General features: G+C 67.6%; 17 protein-coding genes. 9 read left to right on the top strand and 8 right to left on the bottom strand.

The genetic code is table 11. The annotated features are described in order from the left end of the window. Positions 1-66 precede the first annotated feature (66 nt). Both CQ040_RS08485 and CQ040_RS08480 read left to right on the top strand, forming a co-directional pair. Positions 67-960 (top strand): ATP-binding cassette domain-containing protein, encoded by an 894-nt coding sequence (locus tag CQ040_RS08485; RefSeq protein WP_181156768.1) that lies wholly within the window; start codon positions 67-69, stop codon positions 958-960. Continuing rightward, positions 957-1,784 (top strand): ABC transporter permease, encoded by an 828-nt coding sequence (locus CQ040_RS08480; RefSeq protein WP_105527763.1) that lies wholly within the window; start codon positions 957-959, stop codon positions 1,782-1,784. Before CQ040_RS08485 ends, CQ040_RS08480 begins: the two co-directional genes overlap by 4 nt. A 162-nt stretch (positions 1,785-1,946) precedes the next feature. On the opposite strand, the gene CQ040_RS08475 is transcribed toward CQ040_RS08480, so the two are convergent. Both CQ040_RS08475 and CQ040_RS08470 read right to left on the bottom strand, forming a co-directional pair. Then, positions 1,947-2,657, bottom strand: coding sequence for a DUF2071 domain-containing protein (locus tag CQ040_RS08475; protein ID WP_105527764.1), 711 nt, complete (start codon positions 2,655-2,657; stop codon positions 1,947-1,949). Positions 2,658-2,728: 71 nt separating this feature from the next. Continuing rightward, positions 2,729-3,145 (bottom strand): helix-turn-helix transcriptional regulator, encoded by a 417-nt coding sequence (locus tag CQ040_RS08470; RefSeq protein WP_028502160.1) that lies wholly within the window; start codon positions 3,143-3,145, stop codon positions 2,729-2,731. A 108-nt stretch (positions 3,146-3,253) separates the two neighbouring features. Here CQ040_RS08470 and CQ040_RS08465 point away from each other — a divergent pair, with 108 nt between their 5' ends. From CQ040_RS08465 to CQ040_RS08450, 4 genes are all read left to right on the top strand, one after another. Next, the gene (locus CQ040_RS08465) at positions 3,254-4,684 is read left to right on the top strand and encodes a TrkH family potassium uptake protein (protein ID WP_105527765.1); all 1,431 of its coding nucleotides are present in this window, start codon (positions 3,254-3,256) and stop codon (positions 4,682-4,684) included. Beyond that, the gene (locus tag CQ040_RS08460) at positions 4,677-5,348 is read left to right on the top strand and encodes a TrkA family potassium uptake protein (RefSeq protein WP_028502158.1); all 672 of its coding nucleotides are present in this window, start codon (positions 4,677-4,679) and stop codon (positions 5,346-5,348) included. The genes CQ040_RS08465 and CQ040_RS08460 overlap by 8 nt, the downstream gene beginning before the upstream one ends. Before the next feature lie 75 nt (positions 5,349-5,423). Continuing rightward, positions 5,424-6,200: an ABC transporter ATP-binding protein gene (locus tag CQ040_RS08455; protein WP_028502157.1), complete on the top strand. Its 777-nt coding sequence runs from the start codon at positions 5,424-5,426 to the stop codon at positions 6,198-6,200. Next, a complete protein-coding gene (locus CQ040_RS08450) occupies positions 6,182-7,774 on the top strand; it encodes a hypothetical protein (protein ID WP_105527766.1) in 1,593 nt (530 codons plus the stop codon). The genes CQ040_RS08455 and CQ040_RS08450 overlap by 19 nt, the downstream gene beginning before the upstream one ends. A gap of 30 nt (positions 7,775-7,804) precedes the next feature. Here CQ040_RS08450 and CQ040_RS08445 read toward each other — a convergent pair whose 3' ends face one another. Together CQ040_RS08445 and proC are read right to left on the bottom strand one after the other, a co-directional pair. Further along, the gene (locus tag CQ040_RS08445) at positions 7,805-8,092 is read right to left on the bottom strand and encodes a DUF1905 domain-containing protein (protein ID WP_028502155.1); all 288 of its coding nucleotides are present in this window, start codon (positions 8,090-8,092) and stop codon (positions 7,805-7,807) included. Positions 8,093-8,096: 4 nt separating this feature from the next. After that, positions 8,097-8,936 carry a pyrroline-5-carboxylate reductase gene (proC, locus tag CQ040_RS08440; RefSeq protein WP_105527767.1) on the bottom strand — a complete coding sequence of 280 codons (840 nt, stop codon included), beginning with the start codon at positions 8,934-8,936 and terminating at the stop codon, positions 8,097-8,099. Positions 8,937-8,995: 59 nt separating this feature from the next. Between proC and CQ040_RS08435 the strand changes: the two genes are divergently transcribed. After that, positions 8,996-9,967 (top strand): cation diffusion facilitator family transporter, encoded by a 972-nt coding sequence (locus CQ040_RS08435; RefSeq protein ID WP_028502153.1) that lies wholly within the window; start codon positions 8,996-8,998, stop codon positions 9,965-9,967. 16 nt (positions 9,968-9,983) lie between these two features. On the opposite strand, the gene tadA is transcribed toward CQ040_RS08435, so the two are convergent. Continuing rightward, positions 9,984-10,439 carry a tRNA adenosine(34) deaminase TadA gene (gene tadA, locus CQ040_RS08430; RefSeq protein WP_028502152.1) on the bottom strand — a complete coding sequence of 152 codons (456 nt, stop codon included), beginning with the start codon at positions 10,437-10,439 and terminating at the stop codon, positions 9,984-9,986. An 81-nt stretch (positions 10,440-10,520) separates the two neighbouring features. Between tadA and upp the strand changes: the two genes are divergently transcribed. Further along, positions 10,521-11,153 carry a uracil phosphoribosyltransferase gene (upp, locus tag CQ040_RS08425; protein WP_028502151.1) on the top strand — a complete coding sequence of 211 codons (633 nt, stop codon included), beginning with the start codon at positions 10,521-10,523 and terminating at the stop codon, positions 11,151-11,153. A gap of 7 nt (positions 11,154-11,160) precedes the next feature. Here the strand turns inward: upp and CQ040_RS08420 are convergent, their stop codons facing one another. From CQ040_RS08420 to nadE, 3 genes are all read right to left on the bottom strand, one after another. After that, entirely contained in the window at positions 11,161-11,940 is a 780-nt protein-coding gene (locus CQ040_RS08420) for a hypothetical protein (protein WP_105527768.1), read from the bottom strand. Beyond that, entirely contained in the window at positions 11,937-15,407 is a 3,471-nt protein-coding gene (locus CQ040_RS08415) for a bifunctional RecB family nuclease/DEAD/DEAH box helicase (RefSeq protein ID WP_105527769.1), read from the bottom strand. The genes CQ040_RS08420 and CQ040_RS08415 overlap by 4 nt, the downstream gene beginning before the upstream one ends. A gap of 83 nt (positions 15,408-15,490) precedes the next feature. Further along, a complete protein-coding gene (gene nadE, locus CQ040_RS08410; protein WP_105527770.1) occupies positions 15,491-16,309 on the bottom strand; it encodes an ammonia-dependent NAD(+) synthetase in 819 nt (272 codons plus the stop codon). Positions 16,310-16,417: 108 nt separating this feature from the next. On the opposite strand from nadE, the gene CQ040_RS08405 reads away from it, so the two are divergent. Then, positions 16,418-16,975 (top strand): nucleoside phosphorylase, encoded by a 558-nt coding sequence (locus CQ040_RS08405; protein ID WP_105527771.1) that lies wholly within the window; start codon positions 16,418-16,420, stop codon positions 16,973-16,975. Positions 16,976-16,988 lie beyond the last annotated feature (13 nt).

Here is a 16,988-nt window from a genome sequence, read left to right as displayed (position 1 = left end):
GTTACGGTCATACACAGTTGCGTTGGTCATACACAGTTTCTCACATACACAGAAAGGGGCACCGTGATGGAGACAGCAATCGAGGTGCAGGGTCTGCGCAAGGCCTTCAAGGAGAAGACCGTCGTCGACGGGTTGGATCTCACGGTCGCACGCGGCGAGGTCTTCGCCCTGCTCGGGCCGAACGGAGCCGGCAAGACGACGACGATCAACATCCTCACCACCCTCGCCGCCGCCGACGCCGGCTCGGCGAGAGTCGCAGGATGGGATATCCGGACCCAGGCGATCGAGGTCCAGCGACGGATCAGCCTCACAGGTCAGGCCGCCGCGGTCGACGACGCGCTGACCGCGACCGAGAACGTCGTGATGTTCGCCAGGCTGGCCGGTCTCGGCCGGGCGGCGGCGAAGCGGCGTGCCGCAGACCTCATCACCCAGTTCGACTTGACGGATGCCGCATCCCGCATGGTTCGCACCTTCTCCGGAGGCATGCGTCGTCGCCTCGACCTCGCGCTCAGCTTCGTGGTCACCCCCGAAGTGCTGTTCCTGGACGAGCCGACCACGGGTCTCGACACCCGCAGCCGCCGCGCGCTATGGGACATCATCCGCATGCTCGCGAGCGCGGGGACCACGGTCTTCCTCACGACGCAGTACCTGGAGGAAGCCGATCAGCTCGCCGACCGGATCGCCGTGCTGCACGACGGCAGGATCGCCGCGCTCGGCACCCCAGCGGAGCTGAAGGCGCGAGTGGGGGGCGACACTGTGGAGCTGCACGACGACCACGGCGACCTCCTCAGGGAGATCCCCACCGACGGCACGGTCACCGACCTCCGGCGAGCGCTCGATCTACTGGACGAAGCCGGAGAAGACGGCGTCGTCACCCTGCGCCGCCCCACCCTCGACGACGTGTTCCTCGCCGTCACAGCCCCCGCCGACAGCACCCGCCCCATCAAGGAGCTCGCATGAACGTCACCGTCGCCGCGCCTCGAGCCACGGCATCCGCCCTTCCGACTCCCTCACCCCGTCCGCGCCTGCGCGGCATGACCGCCGAGGCCGTCTTCGTCGGCCGCAGCCTCCGGCACTCGTTGCGCGACGGTGAATCCCTGCTCATGGCGATCATGCTCCCCGTGATGCTCATGCTCATGTTCACGTGGGTGTTCGGCGGGGCGATCGATCCATCCGGCGCCTACGTCGACTATGTGGTGCCGGGCATCATCCTCACGTGCGCCGGCTTCGGCGCCTCATCCACCGCCGTGTATGTCGCGAACGACATGCGCACGGGCATCATCGACAGATTCCGCACCATGCCTCTTCGAGCCGGCGCCGTGCTGACGGGGCACGTCGTCGCGAGCGTGCTGCGCAACCTCATCGCCACCGCGATCGTGATCGGCGTCGGGGTGCTCGTCGGTTTCCGTCCGAGCGCGAACGGCTGGGAGTGGATCGCCTTCACCGGCCTCATCGCGCTCTACATCCTCGCGATCACCTACCTGTTCGCCGCGATCGGCCTCGCGGCGGGGAGCCCGGAGGGCGCGAACGGCTATGGCTTCGTGCTGCTCTTCCTCCCCTACCTGTCCAGCGCATTCGTCCCGGTCGCGAGCATGCCTGATTGGCTGCAGCCCGTGGCAGCCAATCAGCCGATCACGCCCATCGTCGAGACGATCCGCGGGCTGCTCATGGATGCTCCGCTGCAGGGCGAGGCATGGTGGGCGATCGGCTGGTGTCTGGCCATCCTCGCGATCGCGGCGACTTGGGGCGCGTGGCTGTTCCGCCGCAAGGCCGGACGCCGCTGACTGGGCCGGAGATGGCCTTCATCACAGCTGAGGCATAGACGTTCTCCGGCTTTCGCCCATCCGGGACTGCCAGTGTGCAGGAAGGACTCGTGTCGGCACCGCCGAGTCCGCCCCCTGGGTCTGGGGACCCGCACCTCGCCCCTGACGACAAGCCCCCTGTCGTCAGGGGCGAGTCATGCCCGGCGCCTGCCAGGTCACGGGGATGTCGCGCATCACCAGAACGCTGTCGATCTCGGCAGACCCGCTCGGAAGGCGATCGAAGAACGAGGAAGACACCTCTCTCACCCGCCCGGCCTCGACCTCCCACCGCGTCGAGGTCAACTCCAGCGCTTCGGCGCCTCGGTCGTCACGGCGCGGTGACCAGCCGATCGCACCAGCCCGATAGAACTGCGAGGCGTCATCGATCGTGGAGAAGAGCGTACTCTCCCACTCCTCGGTCAGCTCGATGTCGGCCTCGACGTGCGCTCCCGGTGCGTCCATTCGAACCTGGAAGCGCGATCCGCTCTCCTCGACATCGAATCGTGCTCGCTGCTGCACCCCGGGGAAGAACCGGCCTCCCCCGATGACAGGAACGACGCCAGAGGTGTGGCGTTCCATGACGTAGACGCCCGTGCGAGTCTCTTCGCCCTCATCCCATTCGACCGCGAATCGGTGCGCGGCATTTTCGGCGGAAACACCGATTCGCGGCAGGACCCAGCCAGGACGGAGCTCGGTCAGCGCGATCAGGCAGACGCCTCCTACGGCGCTCCCGTCGACGATCTGCGGGCGGAACGGCGCGGGAATGACGCTCCGCGCCACTGTTGGATCCACTCGAGACGTCAACAGCAGTCGACGCCGCATGCGGCCACGGATCGTGCTCATCGAAATACTCATGAGCTCAATTTAACAGTTTCGCTAAATAGCTACAAGCCTCTGCGAGTGCTGCTCTCCGACATTGCGATGGGTCAGGCGCCCAGCCTCTTGAGGGCGGTCGCGACCACATGTTTGGCCGAGGCTGCCGCACGACCGACGACCTCAGCGGCATGCGCCGCGCTGTCGGGGAGCGGGATGCCCGGGTAGTCGATGTCCGGCGCACCGTTGCCGAACGCGTCGACCAGGAACGGCACCAGCCAGTCGTCGACGACCTCGAGCGGCTCGACGGCGAGACTGTAGAACCGGCGTTGCCCGTCTTCGCGGACGGTGACGAGCTCGGCATCGCGCAGCACCTTCAGATGCTTCGACACCGTGGGCTGACTGATGCCGAGGTCGGCCACGATCTGGCTGACGCTGGTGCCGGTCTCGCCTTCGGCCGTGCGTCGCAGCAGGAGCTGGAGGATGTCTCGCCTCGTACCGTCTGCGATCACGTCGAAGATGTCCGTCATGAGATCAGGGTAGTCGTCCCCGGCACGGAGTACCATGACGAAGGCTCGGCGACAGACGTCGCGAGACCGCTTGCGCGGATGAGGCAGGAACGAAAAGGGGGGGAAGCGATGTCGGGCATCGTTTCGGCGTCGTCCCCGCGGCAGAGCCTCAAGAGCGCCGCCGGCTGGGCGAAGCACCTCGTCACCTCTTCGCCCTCGCGCTTCGCGATCGTCATCTTCGCTCTGCTGATCCTCGTCTTCACAGTCCTGCTCTCGCTGCCGATCGCCTCCGCCAGCGGCACGGTCACCCCGCTGAGCGACGCGCTCTTCACGGCCGTCTCCACCATCTGCGTCACCGGGCTCGCGACGGTCGACATGGCGAACTACTGGTCACCGTTCGGGCATGTGCTCATCTTCCTCGGCGTGAACATCGGCGCCCTCGGCGTCCTCACCCTCGCCTCCCTCATGGGCATGCTCATCTCGAAGCGCCTCGGGTTGCGCGCCAAACTGATGGCAGCCGGCGACACGAATCCGATGCGCGCACACGGCGGCGTGGTCAACGAGAGTCAGACCGTGCGGCTGGGCGAAGTCGGCCAACTGCTGACAACGGTCGCCGTCTCCGCGCTGATCATCGAAGCCTCGCTGGCGATCCTCCTGTACCCCGCGCTCGTGATGGCGAATGTCCACCCGATCGCGGCGCTCTGGGAGGCCCCCTACTTCGCCGCGATGGCTTTCACGAACACGGGCTTCGCCCCGAACGACGGCGGCGTCGCCGTGTTCGCCGACGACTACCTCGTGCTCTCCCTCCTCATGGTGGGCGTCTTCCTCGGCAGCATCGGCTTCCCCGTCATCTACACCCTCGCCAAGCACGTCTGGCACGTGAAGCGCTGGTCGCTGCACACCAAACTCACCCTCGTCACGACCGTGCTGCTGTTCTTCCTCGGGGCCGTGGTCTTCGTCGTCCTCGAGTTCAACAACCCGAAGACCTTCGGCTCCATGGATGCCGCCGACACCACGTTCCAAGCGTTCTTCCTCTCGGCGATGACCAGATCCGGTGGCTTCAACGTGATCGAGATGGACGACCTGAACGGCTCGTCCCTGCTCGCCGCCAGCATGCTGATGTTCGTCGGCGGCGGTTCCGCCTCGACCGCCGGCGGCATCAAGGTCACAACGCTGGCCGTGCTGGCGATCGCCGTCTGGTCGGAGGCGAAGGGCCGCCAGTCGGTCGAGGCCTTCGGTCGCCGCATCCCGAGCGACGTGCAGCGCGTGGCCCTCAGCGTCGTCGCGTGGGGTGCGACCATCGTCGCGCTCTCGACGATCGTGATCGCCCAGATCACGAAAGCCGACATCAGTCATGTCCTTTTCGATGTCATCTCGGCGTTCGGCACGGTCGGTCTGTCGACCGGCCTCACAGCGGAGCTCCCCGATTCGGCGTCGTACGTCATGGCCGCGACCATCTTCATGGGGCGCGTTGGTACAGTGACACTCGCCGCGGCAGTCGCCGCGACATCACGAACGCAGTACTACTCACTGCCCGTGGAAAGGCCGATCGTTGGTTGAAGTCCTCCGGGGCGATGCGCCCGTCCTCGTCATCGGCCTCGGCCGATTCGGTGCTGCCTGCGCCGGAGAGCTCGATCGCCTCGAGCGCGAGGTGCTCGCGATCGACGACAACCTCGAGCTCGTGCAGAAGTGGTCCGATAGGGTCACGCACACCGTGCAGGGTGACGCGAAGAACATCGATGCACTGCGGCAGATCGGTGCGCAGGACTTCCAGGTCGCCGTGGTCGCGGTCGGCTCCTCGATCGAGGCCTCTGTGCTCATCACCGCGAACCTCGTCGACCTCAAGGTCCCCCAGATCTGGGCCAAGGCCGTCTCGCAGTCGCACGGCAAGATCCTCGCCCGTGTCGGGGCGAACCACGTCATCTACCCCGAGCGCGAAGCCGGCGAACGCGTGGCGCACCTCGTGAGCGGACGGATGCTCGACTTCATCCGCTTCGACGACGACTTCGTGCTGGCCAAGATGTACCCGCCGAAGTTCATCCGCGGCGTCGGCCTGAACGAGTCCGGCGTGCGCTCGAAGTACAAGGTCACCGTCGTGGGTGTGAAGAGCCCGGGCAAGCCGTTCCGCTACGCCGAGGCGAACACCATCGTCACGAACCACGACCTCATCATCGTGTCGGGCACCAACAGCGACATCGAGCGCTTCGCCGGCCTCGACCGCTGACACCGCACCGCCGGTTTCCGCCCTCCCCCTCGCGGCGGATGTGCCGGCTCCCGCCGTCGTGGTGGGATGGGAGCCATGACCGACCCCACAGCGGCCCCACCCGTCCTCGCCCTTCGCGGGCTCCACAAGCAGTACGGGCAGAAGGTCGCCGTCGACAATCTCTCCCTCGACGTGCCGGCCGGGTCCATGTTGGGCCTGCTCGGTCCGAACGGTGCGGGCAAGACGACGACGCTCGCCATGACGACGGGCCTGCTGCGCCCTGATGCCGGTACAGCCTGGGTGCTCGGCGCGGATGTCTGGCACGACCCCGCACAGGCGAAAGCGCGCATGGGCGTGCTTCCCGACGGCATCCGCATGCTCGACCGGCTCACGGGTGCCGAGCTGCTGCGGTACACCGGCCTGCTGCGAGGCATGGCCGAGGCCGAGGTCGTCTCCCGGAGCGGTGACCTCCTCGATGCGCTGGGGCTCGCCGACGCGCGGGACACGCTCGTCGTCGACTACTCCGCCGGCATGCGCAAGAAGATCGGTCTCGCCTGTGCGCTGATCCACGCACCCCGGCTGCTCATCCTCGACGAGCCGCTCGAGGCCGTCGATCCGGTCTCGGGAGAGACGATCCGTCAGATCCTGCGATCGTTCGTCGACGGCGGCGGCACCGTGGTGCTCTCCAGCCATGTGATGGAGCTCGTCGAATCGCTGTGCGATCGGGTCGCCATCGTCGCCGAAGGGCGCTTGCTCGCCCACGGCACCCTCGACGAAGTGCGCGCCGGGCTGTCTTTGCAGCAGCGCTTCCTCACCCTCGTGGGAGCACACGACCTCGGAACGGAGACGCTCGCGTGGTTGCGCTCCTCGTAGGCCTGCGCTGGCGCCAGCTGCGCCATCAGCTGTCACGGAACCCCTGGATGCTGGTCACCCTGATCATCACCGGGATGGTCGCTCTGGGATTCCTGGCCGGTCTGACGGCGGGTCTCGTCGCCCTGCGATTCGCGGCGCCGGATGGTGCGGTCACCGCCATCGTGCTCGCAGGGTCAGTGATCGTGCTCGCGTGGTGGGTCGGCTCGATCCTGGTCAGCGCAGACGATTCACTCGCCCCCGAGCGCTTCGCACTGCTGCCGGTGACCGCACGATCGCTGCTGCCGGGATTCGTGGTGGCTGGGGCGACGACCATCGGCGGCATCGGCACGACGTCCGCTCTGGTGCTGATGCTCCTCGGCTGGTCGGTGAGTTTGCCGGCGATGCTCACTGCTCTGATCATGATCCCCGTCACCGTCGTCACCTGTGTGCTCGGCGCCCGCGTCGTGAGTGGCGTCCTCGCGGGGTGGCTGGCCCGACGCAGCACCCGCGACCTGGTGGTGACGCTCGGCATCGTGCTCTTGGCATCCTCGGGGCTTCTGCTCAATCTCGGAATCGGGGCGCTGTCCAGAGTGGGCGACATCGGCGAAGCGCTCACCAGGATCGCCGACGTCGTCGGCTGGACACCGGTCGGTGCGGTGTTCGGCGTTTCGGCATCCGTCGCGCAGGGCGACCTCCTCGCCGCCGCGTTGCGTCTGCTGGTCACCCTCGCCACGGTCGTCGCCCTGTGGTTCGCAGCGCAGGCGCTGCTCGCCGCACGTCTCGTCTCACCGATCCAGAGCAGCGGTGGCGGACGAGTACGATCGGGCGGTCTGCTCGATCGCATACTGCCGGCCAGCCGGACGGGGGCGATCGCCGCCCGGACCCTCCGATACTTCCGGCGAGACCCCCGGCAGGTCGTGAACATCGTGATGCTCCTGCTGCTGCCGGCGATCTTCATCGGACTCGCCCTCATGAACGGCCTGCAGGAGCCGTCGGTCGGCCTCGGCCCCGCCATCGTGCTGATCCCGGCCATCAACGCCCTGCTCACCGGAACGATCATGCAGATGGCGATCGCCTACGACAACGACGCGATCGCAGCCCACATCCTGGCTGGCGTGAGCGGCGCAGCAGACCGTGCCGGGCGCCTGCTCGGCTTCGGGTTGGTGGCCGTGCCGGTGACCATCGCGCTGTGCGTGGCGACCTGCCTCATCGCCGGACGGCCGGATCTGCTTCCGGGCAGCCTCGGCGCAGGGCTCGGCATGACCGCGATCGCGGCAGCCGCCGGAGTCTGGGTGGGCAGCTTCCTTCCCGGCCGTGCACCCGCACCGGAGGCCAATCCGCTCGGTCGCGGCTCGTCCGGTGGAGTGCAGTCGCTGCTCGCGATGATCATCGTGGGACCGATCACGCTCGCGCTCGGTGCTCCAGCTCTCGGATTCGCGATCGCCTCGATCTGGAATCCCGCCCTCGGATGGGTCAGCCTTGCGTGCGGTGTCGTCTTCGGCGCGCTCGCGCTGTGGGGTGGCACGGTACTCGGCGGAAGCATCCTCGACCGTCGCTGGCCCGAGGTGCTCGCCGAAGTGTCCAGCGAGAGCTGACCGCCAAGCCGGGCGCGACAGGGCGTGCACTCAGGCGTCGATGTCGAGGAGAAGATCCACGACATCATCGACGCCGAGGCCCTCGCGATCCTGGAGCGCCTTCTTGATCGGCACGATGTACCCGCCGTCCTTGGGCCAGAGGGCCGTGGTCACGGTGGTGGAGCCGATCGTGACGGATGCCGGGATCATCCCCCAGCCGTAGGTGACGACCGAGGCGATGTCGTGGATCATGTCGCTCTCGACCGGCGGCACGGTCACGAAGTGGAACGGTGCGGGGCCGCGCCAGAACCAGATCGCCCCCTCGATGCGCAACTGCACGGGCTCAGGATCCGGCGGCGAGTTCCTTCGCCCTGGCGAGGGCGGCGGCTGCGGCATCGGCGAACGTGCGGTCGAGGTGAGCGTCCTGAAGCACGGCGACCGCGCGCTCCGTCGTGCCCTTCGGACTCGTGACACGGCGGCGCAGTTCGGCGGGGTCCTCGCCCGAGGCATCGAGCAGTGCGGTCGCGCCGATGAAGGTCTGCTCCACCATCAGCCGGGCGTCTGCATCGGTGAAACCCATGCCGACAGCGGCCTTCGTGAACTCCTCGATCAGCAGGTACACGTACGCGGGGCCGGATCCCGAGATCGTGGAGAGCGCGTCGATCTGCGACTCCGGAACCTCGACGACCGCGCCGACGGTCTCGAACAGGCGGCGGACGAGAGCGAGGTCTTCAGCCGTCGTCGCGGCACCGGCGGCGAGACCGGTGACGCCCTTGCGCACGGTCGACGGAGTGTTCGGCATGGAACGGATGACACGGGCCTCCGCCCCGAGCACATCGGCGAAGGTCTGCAGAGTGACGCCGGCCGCGACACTCACCACGATCGCATCGGTCGCCAGGTGCGGGGCGATCTCGCGGAGCAGGTCGGGCACCATCGCCGGCTTCACACCGACCAGCACGATACGTGCCCCCGCTGCCGCTTCGGTGTTGCCCTCCGGCTGCTCGGCGAGCGCGATGCTCGTGACGCCGTCGAGGTCGGAGAACGCCTCGGCCTTCTCCGCGGTGCGGTTGGTCGCGGTGATCCCGCCATCGATCCGGATGCCGGACGCGATGACTCCGCGGAGGATCGCACCGCCCATGGAGCCGGCACCGAGGAAAGCGAGAGAAGGAAGCGAGTCAGCCATGTCGTCATCCTACGGCGGGCACTCCCGCATCCTCGGGCACGCGGTTCTAGACTCGTTCCATGAGTGCATCCGGAGGCAACAAGGCCATCGTCGCGGCGTTCCTGGCGAACATGGGCATCGCGCTCGCGAAGCTCGTCGCCTGGGCGCTCTCCGGGTCGGCCTCGATGCTCGCTGAGGCGATCCACTCCATCGCCGACTCCGGCAACCAGCTGCTGCTGATGCTCGGCGGACGCAAGGCCCGCCGTGAAGCCGACCGCGCACACCCGTTCGGATACGGCCGTGAGCGCTATGTGTACGCTTTCGTCGTCTCGATCATCCTCTTCTCCGTCGGTGGCCTCTTCGCGATCTACGAGGGCGTCGAGAAGCTCACCAACCCGCACGAGCTCGACAAGACCTGGTGGTGGCTGCCTCTCGTCGTGCTCGTCGTCGCGATCGGACTCGAATCGTTCTCGCTGCGCACGGCCGTGCGCGAGAGCAACCTCGTGCGCGAGAAGGGCCAGTCCTGGGTGTCGTTCGTGCGTCGCGCGAAGGCTCCTGAGCTTCCGGTCGTGCTGCTCGAAGACGTCGGCGCACTGACCGGGCTCACCTTCGCTCTGCTCGGCGTCGGTCTCACCTTGATCACCGGCAACCCGATGTTCGATGCCCTCGGAACCGTGATGATCGGTGTGCTGCTGGTGCTGATCGCGATCGTGCTGGGCGTCGAGACGAAGAGCCTCCTGGTCGGTGAGGGCGCTACCCAGGCCGACCACGACCGGATCGTCGACGCCATCAACGCGGGGGACGAGATCGAGAAGATCATCCACATGAAGACCCTCTACCTCGGACCCGACGAGCTCATGGTCGCCGCGAAGATCGCCCTCAACGCCGACAAGCCGCTGCGCGAAGCGGCCGACGACATCGACGCCATCGAGGCGCGGATCCGTGAGGCCGTACCGGTAGCGCGGGTCGTCTACATCGAGCCGGACATCTATCGCCCGGCGATCGACCCCGAGCCCTCGACCGACGTCTTCGTACTCAAGTCTTCGGACTGACCGCCAGCCTGCGGGCTCAGCGACGCTGTTCGAAGAACGTGCGCAGCAGCGCCGTCGATGCATCGACCTCGACGCCACCGATCACCTCGGCGCGATAGGGCAGCCGCCGGTCGCGCAGCACGTCGTACATCGACCCCGCGGCTCCCGCCTTGTCGTCCCAGGCGCCGAACACCACACGGCCGATGCGCGCCTGCAGGATCGCTCCCGCGCACATGACGCACGGCTCGAGGGTCACGACGAGCGTGTGCCCCTCGAGGTTCCAGGAGCCTACGGATGCCGCGGCACGACGCAGCGCCTCGATCTCGGCGTGACCGGTCGGATCATGAGTCGCCTCACGTGTGTTGCGCCCTTCGGCGATGATGTGTCCTTCGCCATCGAGCACCACCGCGCCGACGGGTATCTCGGAGGCCGCTGCAGCCTCGGCAGCGAGAGCGAGCGCACGCTGCATCGCAAGGTCGTCGGCAGCGGTCATGCGTCGAGCCTACGACAGCCACCGAACGCGGCAGGGGTTTCCGATGTCGTACCAGGCCGCGCCGCGCATTACCCTGTATCCATGCGTGTTCACGTGGCCGACCACCCTCTCATCACTCACAAGCTCTCGGTGTTGCGCGACGTGCGCACCCCGTCGCCGGTCTTCCGGCAACTGACGGAAGAGCTCGTCACGCTGCTCGCGTACGAGGCGACGCGCAACGTGAAGGTCAGCCCGGTCGAGATCACGACGCCAGTGACCAAGACGATGGGCGTGAAGATCTCGGAGCCGCGCCCGATCGTGGTGCCCATCCTCCGTGCCGGCCTCGGCATGCTCGAGGGCCTCGTCAAGTTGCTTCCGACCGCGGAGGTCGGCTTCCTCGGAATGGTCCGCGACGAGACGACCTTCGAGCCGACGACCTACGCCGAGCGCCTCCCGGACGACCTGAGCGACCGCCAGTGCTTCGCGATCGACCCGATGCTCGCCACCGGAGGCTCGCTCGCAGCCGCGATCCAGTTCCTGTTCGACCGGGGCGCGAAAGACGTCACCGCGATCTGCCTGCTCGGCACCCCCGAGGGCGTCGCGGCGATCGAGGCGATGGCGGGTGACCGCGACGTCACGCTCGTGCTCGGCGCGCTCGACGAGCGCCTGAACGAGAAGGGGTACATCGTGCCCGGTCTCGGTGACGCCGGCGATCGACTGTACGGAACGGTCTGATTCAGACCTACTCCTCGAGAGTCAGGCGGTAGGCGCGCTCGTCTCCGTAGTGGGTGAAGCCGGCGCGCGCCAGAATCGGCGCCGACGTCGAGATGCGTCCTTTGACGAGCGCCGTCTTCGCACCCCAGGCGGCGCTCTGCCGGAGGCGCTCCGCGAGGACGGCGCGGTAGGCCCCGCGACCGCGGTCTCCCTCGAGTGTGGAAGCACCCCAGAGCCGGACGAACCCGTCGTCGATCGTGCACCCTCCCGTGCTGACCGCACGGCCGCCGATCCGCGCGAGGACCCGGAAGCCCTCGCGAGCCTCGAGTGCCGCGGCCACTTCGGCGAACTCGGCCTGAAGCCCTTCCGCATCGAGTGGCTGCTGCTGCCACACCGGCACATTGACGGCGTCGACGTCGAGTACCTGTCCGAGTGTGCGCACGACCTCGACCGTCACATCGTCTGGCACGTCGACCGCTGCGTCGTCGAGAGGACGTGCGAACACCGCCACCGTGTCGATGTGCTCCGCGCCACGCCGGCGCAGCTCGTCTTCGAGGTCCGGCCGGTCAGCAGAGCTCGTCCAGAACGTGAGTCGCGGCGCGCCCCATGCTTTCGTCCTCGCCAGAGCACGGTCGACCACTCCAGCGGGGTCGAGGCGCGAATCCACCTGAGAACCGCGCACTCCGCCGCCGAACCTCTCCGGGTCTCGCACGAGCAACAGATCTTCACGTTCGTGCTCGCTGTCGCGGGGGAACCATACCCACGCCGCCGCCGCGCGCAGGATCTCGTCGACCGTGTGGGCGCTCACTCGGCCGCTCCGACCAGGCGGGCGAAGGCGCTGAGCCGGGCGACTCCTTCCGGCGTGTACGGCAGATCATCGAGCAGCGCCGGCGAATGGACCAGGTAGGCGACGACCTGGGCTCGGGAGATCGCCACATTGAGCCGGTTCTGCAGCAACAGGAACTCCGGGCCGCGAGGTGCATCTCGGCCGCTCGATGCCGCGAGCGACGTGATCGAGACGACCGCCTCCTTGCCCTGGAAGTTGTCGACCGTACCCACGGGCACCTCGGGGAAGCCCGCGTCGGCGAGCGCATCGAGCACCAGTTGACGCTGGGCGTTGTAGGGCGTGACGACGATGATGTCGGACTGCGTCAGCGCTCTCGTCGAGGCCTCTGGGTCGTTGTCGGTGAAGGCTCGACCGATCAGATCCCGCACGAGACGTACGACCTCGGCTGCCTCTTCCGGTGACTGGGTGGCGTTGCCGCGATGTCGGAGCGGCACGACGTGCAGCCCCGGGTCGATGCCGTCGACGGATCGAAGCTCGGTACCGGGTGCCGATGCGAGCTGTCCGGCGTAGGCGAGCTTCGACACCGGAGCGGCCACGAACGGATGCATCCGCCACGACCGGGCCAGGAAGTAGCCGTACTCGGGGCGCACGACCGGATCGCCGTCCATCACCCAGCCGAGGGCGGAGGTGTCGACCGGCTCCGGGTGGGCGCCCTGGCTCACCTGCGGGAGCTGCTGCGGATCGCCGAGGAGCAGGAGCCGCTTCGCCCCTGCCGCGACGGCGATCGTCGACGCGAGCGAGAACTGTCCTGCCTCGTCGATCACGAGGAGGTCGAGTCCTGCGCGGGCAACCCTCTGGATGTTGCTGAAGTCCCAGGCCGTACCGCCGACGACGGCGCCTTCTCCTGGGTGCTCAGCGAGGAAAGACGCCATGCCGTTCTTCGGAATCACCGTGTACGGCGGCTCGGCTTCGGGGTCCTTCGGCGCCTTCGCGACCTGGGCGGGCGCGACACCGTCGGCGACGACGCGCGCGAGGAGCGTCTCGATGATCGCGTGCGACTGCGCGACGACGCCGATCTTGAAGCCGTGCTCGTTCACGAGACGTGCGATCACCCGGGAACCCGTATAGGTCTTCCCCGTCCCCGGAGGACCCTGCACCGCGAGATAGCTGCGGTCGAGGTCGAGGATGCCGCGCACGATCGCGTCGATGGTGTCATCTCCGGCATCGGGCAGCGTGCTCCCCGAGACCGTGCGCGGAGGGAAGCGACGCAGGATGTCGGTCGCAGCATCCGCGGGGAAGTCCGGAGCAGTTGCGTGCACGGTATCGGCCCATTCGTCGATCGCACCCTGCAGCGACACCACGCGCGGAGGGGCAGCCGGCGTGAGTGCGAGCGGCAGCTCGTCCCACGTCTGCCCCTGTACAGCGGACTCGGTGACGAGATAGCCGTCGTCGAGCATCTGGGTCACTGTGACCGTATGCGGAACGTGCACCGCCCGCGACGGCACCTCGGTGTCGAAAGGGGCAGGAACCTCGTAGAGGGCGAAGGGCTGGGCCCCCGGGCCGAAGGTGGTCCCCGGCGACACTTCTCCCCGGATCTCGATATCACGTGAGATCACCCGACGCCCCTCGCCGATGCTCCAGTCACGGCGGACAGTCGACGACGGGCGGTCGATCCGCACCACGTCACGAGTGCCGTCCCACATCGTCACCGGTTCGCGGAGTCGCTGGAAGTGCGACACCCAGAAGCTCTTCGCCTCTCGCGGGAAGTAGTCGATCGCAGCGGCGGCGATCCGGTGCACCAGCCCGTCACCGCCGGCCTCTACAGCACGCTCCGCATCGGCGAGCAGCGCCACCGATCGGGGCGAAGGCTCGTAGATGACCTCGTCGGCATCGTCGGGCGGCGCAGGAGCCACGCCCTTCGCCCTGGCGATGTCGATGAGCCAGTTGCGCAGCCGCCGTGTCGACACGCAGTCATACCTGTTGTAGTCCGCGAGGTCGGCGAACACCGCATCCGCCTCGCTCTGCTCCCCTGCCGCTGCGAGCTCGCGTGCCGCGACGTACTGCACGATCGAGTCATCGCCCTTCTGCACGTCGCTCGTGCGCACGTCTTCGCCCATGTAGAGCGGCTCGAGCTTCTTGATCGAGTAGGACCGGGAACCGACGCGGACGGTGCGCAGCACCAGCGGGTAGAGGTCGACGAACACGCCTTCTCTCAGGAGCCTGTCGACCTCTCCCTCGCGCACGCCGTGCCGAGCCGCCATCGCCACGAGGTGCGAGGTCTCGTACGGCGCGTAGTGGTAGATGTGCATGCCGGGGTGAGCGGCCCTGCGCACATTCACGAAGTCGAGGAAGGTCTCGAGAGCGCGCTTCTCGTCTGCGAAGGTGTGCGCCCACAGCGCCGAGTACTGATCGGCGTTGTCGACCCAGCCGAAGAGGTAGTCGATCCCCCAGTGCGCCTCGCCATCGGGGGCGGGTTCGGTATAGAGGGGATCGCCTTCGAAGTCGAAGAAGATGTCACCGTGACTGGGCAACGGGAGGGTGTGGATCGCCGGGGCGTAGTGCACATCGTAAGTCGGCACGCCCTCTGCATCGGCGCGCAGCTGCAACCGCGCCTGCGCGCGAAGGGTCTCGAACGTGTCGACGTTCATGCCCTCCGGCGCCTCGGAGGCAGCGGCAAGCCCATCGATCGTCTCGATTCCGGCTGCCCGAAGACGCGCCCTCTGCACCGGACGCATGCGTGCGACCATCAGCAGATCCCGGTGCGCGAGCACCTGCTCCTCGCAGGTCGCGCACCGACCGCAGGCCACCACCTGCAGATCGCCCCGGTCGTCGCCCCAGGCGAGTGGAGCACCAGTCGCACCATCGGCGATGCGGCGATCTGCGATGAGGGCACGAAGCCGCGCCCGACGCACCTGGAACAGCGGAAGCAGATCATCGACCGCGTGGGTGCTGAGCGTGCTGTCGCCGAGAATGAGGTCGACCTCATCGGACCGAGGAATGCCCAGACGGTCGAGCTGATCGACATATGCCGCGAGCTGCATGAGTGCGGTGACTCGGGCCTTGCGTGCGAGCTTCGAATCCTGAACCCGCCAGCGCCCGTCGTGGTCCTTACGCAGGAAGTCGGCGAACCCCACGAACTCCTCGGTCGCGAACGCCGCCTGGAAGACCACCTGCACGTCGGAGCGGAGTGCCGTCACCGTCTCGTCGATCGCGGCGGCCAGAGCCTCGGCGTCGACGGAGGACACCTTCTCGACGCGATGGACGTTCTCGTCGCCGAGATCTTCGATGTAGCGGGCGAGCACGTTCTGCTCATGCACGTCACCGAGCTGAGCGGCCCGCTTCAGCGTCGCATCTTCGGGTTCTTCGACGGCGGGCACCCTGCCCAGCTTCGCGTCGATCGCCCGACACCACGCGAACTCGCATTCCGCGGCCGCCTTGAGGTCGCTCGCGCTCCAGATGACGCGCTGCGCCTGAGTGTCGATCCGCACGATGCTCCCGTTCTGTCGGATGCTTCGACACTATCCGCGGCATCCGACACGGGCGAAAGCGTGTGGCTCTCGAAGGCGCGAGGTCAGCGCCACCAGGTGTCGTCGGGAGTCACAGGGAGGTGGCGCTTGTGCTGCGTCGCCAGGTATCTCGCCTCGATACGACCGGCGACCTCGGGGTCGACCTGACGACCTTCGAGGAAGTCATCGATCTGCTCGTAGGTGAGGCCGAGCTCGTCCTCATCAGCCCGGCCGGGCTGACCGTCGAGGAGATCTGCTGTGGGCACCTTGAACGCGAGACGATCCGGCGCGTCGAGGAACTGCAGCAGCGAACGCCCCTGCCGCTTGCTGAGCCCCGACAGCGGGAGGATATCGGCCGCACCGTCGCCGAACTTCGTGTAGAAGCCGGTCACCGCCTCGGCGGCGTGGTCGGTGCCGATCACCAGCATCCCGTCGTGGCCTGCGAGCGCGTACTGCGTGACCATGCGCACGCGTGCCTTGATGTTGCCCCGGTTGAAGTCGCTGATGTCGCTCGTGACCGCGAACTCGATGTCTTCCTCGACACCGTCGACCCCGTTCTGGATGTTGACCTCGACCGAGGAGTCGGGCGCGATGAAATCGAGCGCGGCCTCGGCATCTGCGGCATCGTGCTGCACCCGGTAGGGCAGTCGCACCGCGAGGAACTTCGCCTCTCCTCCCTCGGCTCGCACCCGCTCCACCGCGAGCTGCGCGAGGCGGCCCGCCAGCGTGGAATCCTGCCCGCCGGAGATGCCGAGCACATAGCCCTTGGCTCCGGTCGTGCGGAGGTAATCGGTGAGGAACCCGACCCGGCGCTCGATCTCGGCCTCGGGGTCGATCTCGGGCCTGACGCCGAGGTCATCAGAGATCTGCTTCTGCAACGACATGTCATCCTCCGTCTTGTCCTCGAATCAGTATCACCCTTCCGTGTTACGCCCGGGTGACGCCGCGGCGTTCGTACGCTCCTGCCAGCGAAGACCTGAGAGAATGGGGCAGTGAAACTTCTCGTCGCTGCCCTCGAATCCGAACTGACCGCATTTCCGGAGGAGCTCGACGGCTTCGACCGCCTCGTGACCGGGCCGGGGAAGCTGCAGGCGACGTACGGGCTGACCCGCGCACTCGACGCAAACGTCTATGACGAGATCGTGGTCGTCGGCACCGCCGGAGCGATCGATCCTGACCTCGAGGCGACAGTGCACGAGGTCGGCACCGCGTTCCAGCACGACGTCACCGACCTCGACGGCGTCTCGGGGCAGCACGTCTCTCTGCCGGCGCGCGTCAGCACCGGGCGTGATGGCGTGCTGATCGCGACGGGCGACCATTTCGTCGAGGACGCCGAGGTCACCTCCTTGATCCGTCCGTCAGGCGCGGCCCTGGTCGACATGGAGACCTACGCCTACATCTGGGTGGCCGGGCAGTTCGATGTGCCGATCCGCGTGTTCCGGGCCGTGTCCGACCAGGCCGAGGATGGCGCACTGACGGACTGGCGCGACGCAGTCGCACGCTGCAGCGTTCAGCTGCGTGACTTCATCCGCAGCGAATACGGAGTCTGAGCGGGCGGCGCTC

The organism is Microbacterium sp. MYb54 (assembly GCF_002979515.1).
Lineage (GTDB): Bacteria > Actinomycetota > Actinomycetes > Actinomycetales > Microbacteriaceae > Microbacterium.
The sequence above is the reverse complement of the archived record's forward strand: the minus strand, read 5'-3'. Positions and strand labels throughout refer to the sequence as shown.

Excerpts from the sequence above, each read along its gene's own strand:
- CQ040_RS08485 (WP_181156768.1), top strand. The coding sequence starts at position 67 with ATGGAGACAGCAATCGAGGTGCAGGGTCTGCGCAAGGCCTTCAAGGAG.
- CQ040_RS08480 (WP_105527763.1), top strand. The coding sequence starts at position 957 with ATGAACGTCACCGTCGCCGCGCCTCGAGCCACGGCATCCGCCCTTCCG.
- CQ040_RS08475 (WP_105527764.1), bottom strand. The coding sequence starts at position 2,657 with ATGAGTATTTCGATGAGCACGATCCGTGGCCGCATGCGGCGTCGACTG.
- CQ040_RS08470 (WP_028502160.1), bottom strand. The coding sequence starts at position 3,145 with ATGACGGACATCTTCGACGTGATCGCAGACGGTACGAGGCGAGACATC.
- CQ040_RS08465 (WP_105527765.1), top strand. The coding sequence starts at position 3,254 with ATGTCGGGCATCGTTTCGGCGTCGTCCCCGCGGCAGAGCCTCAAGAGC.
- CQ040_RS08455 (WP_028502157.1), top strand. The coding sequence starts at position 5,424 with ATGACCGACCCCACAGCGGCCCCACCCGTCCTCGCCCTTCGCGGGCTC.
- proC (WP_105527767.1), bottom strand. The coding sequence starts at position 8,936 with ATGGCTGACTCGCTTCCTTCTCTCGCTTTCCTCGGTGCCGGCTCCATG.
- CQ040_RS08435 (WP_028502153.1), top strand. The coding sequence starts at position 8,996 with ATGAGTGCATCCGGAGGCAACAAGGCCATCGTCGCGGCGTTCCTGGCG.
- tadA (WP_028502152.1), bottom strand. The coding sequence starts at position 10,439 with ATGACCGCTGCCGACGACCTTGCGATGCAGCGTGCGCTCGCTCTCGCT.
- upp (WP_028502151.1), top strand. The coding sequence starts at position 10,521 with ATGCGTGTTCACGTGGCCGACCACCCTCTCATCACTCACAAGCTCTCG.
- nadE (WP_105527770.1), bottom strand. The coding sequence starts at position 16,309 with ATGTCGTTGCAGAAGCAGATCTCTGATGACCTCGGCGTCAGGCCCGAG.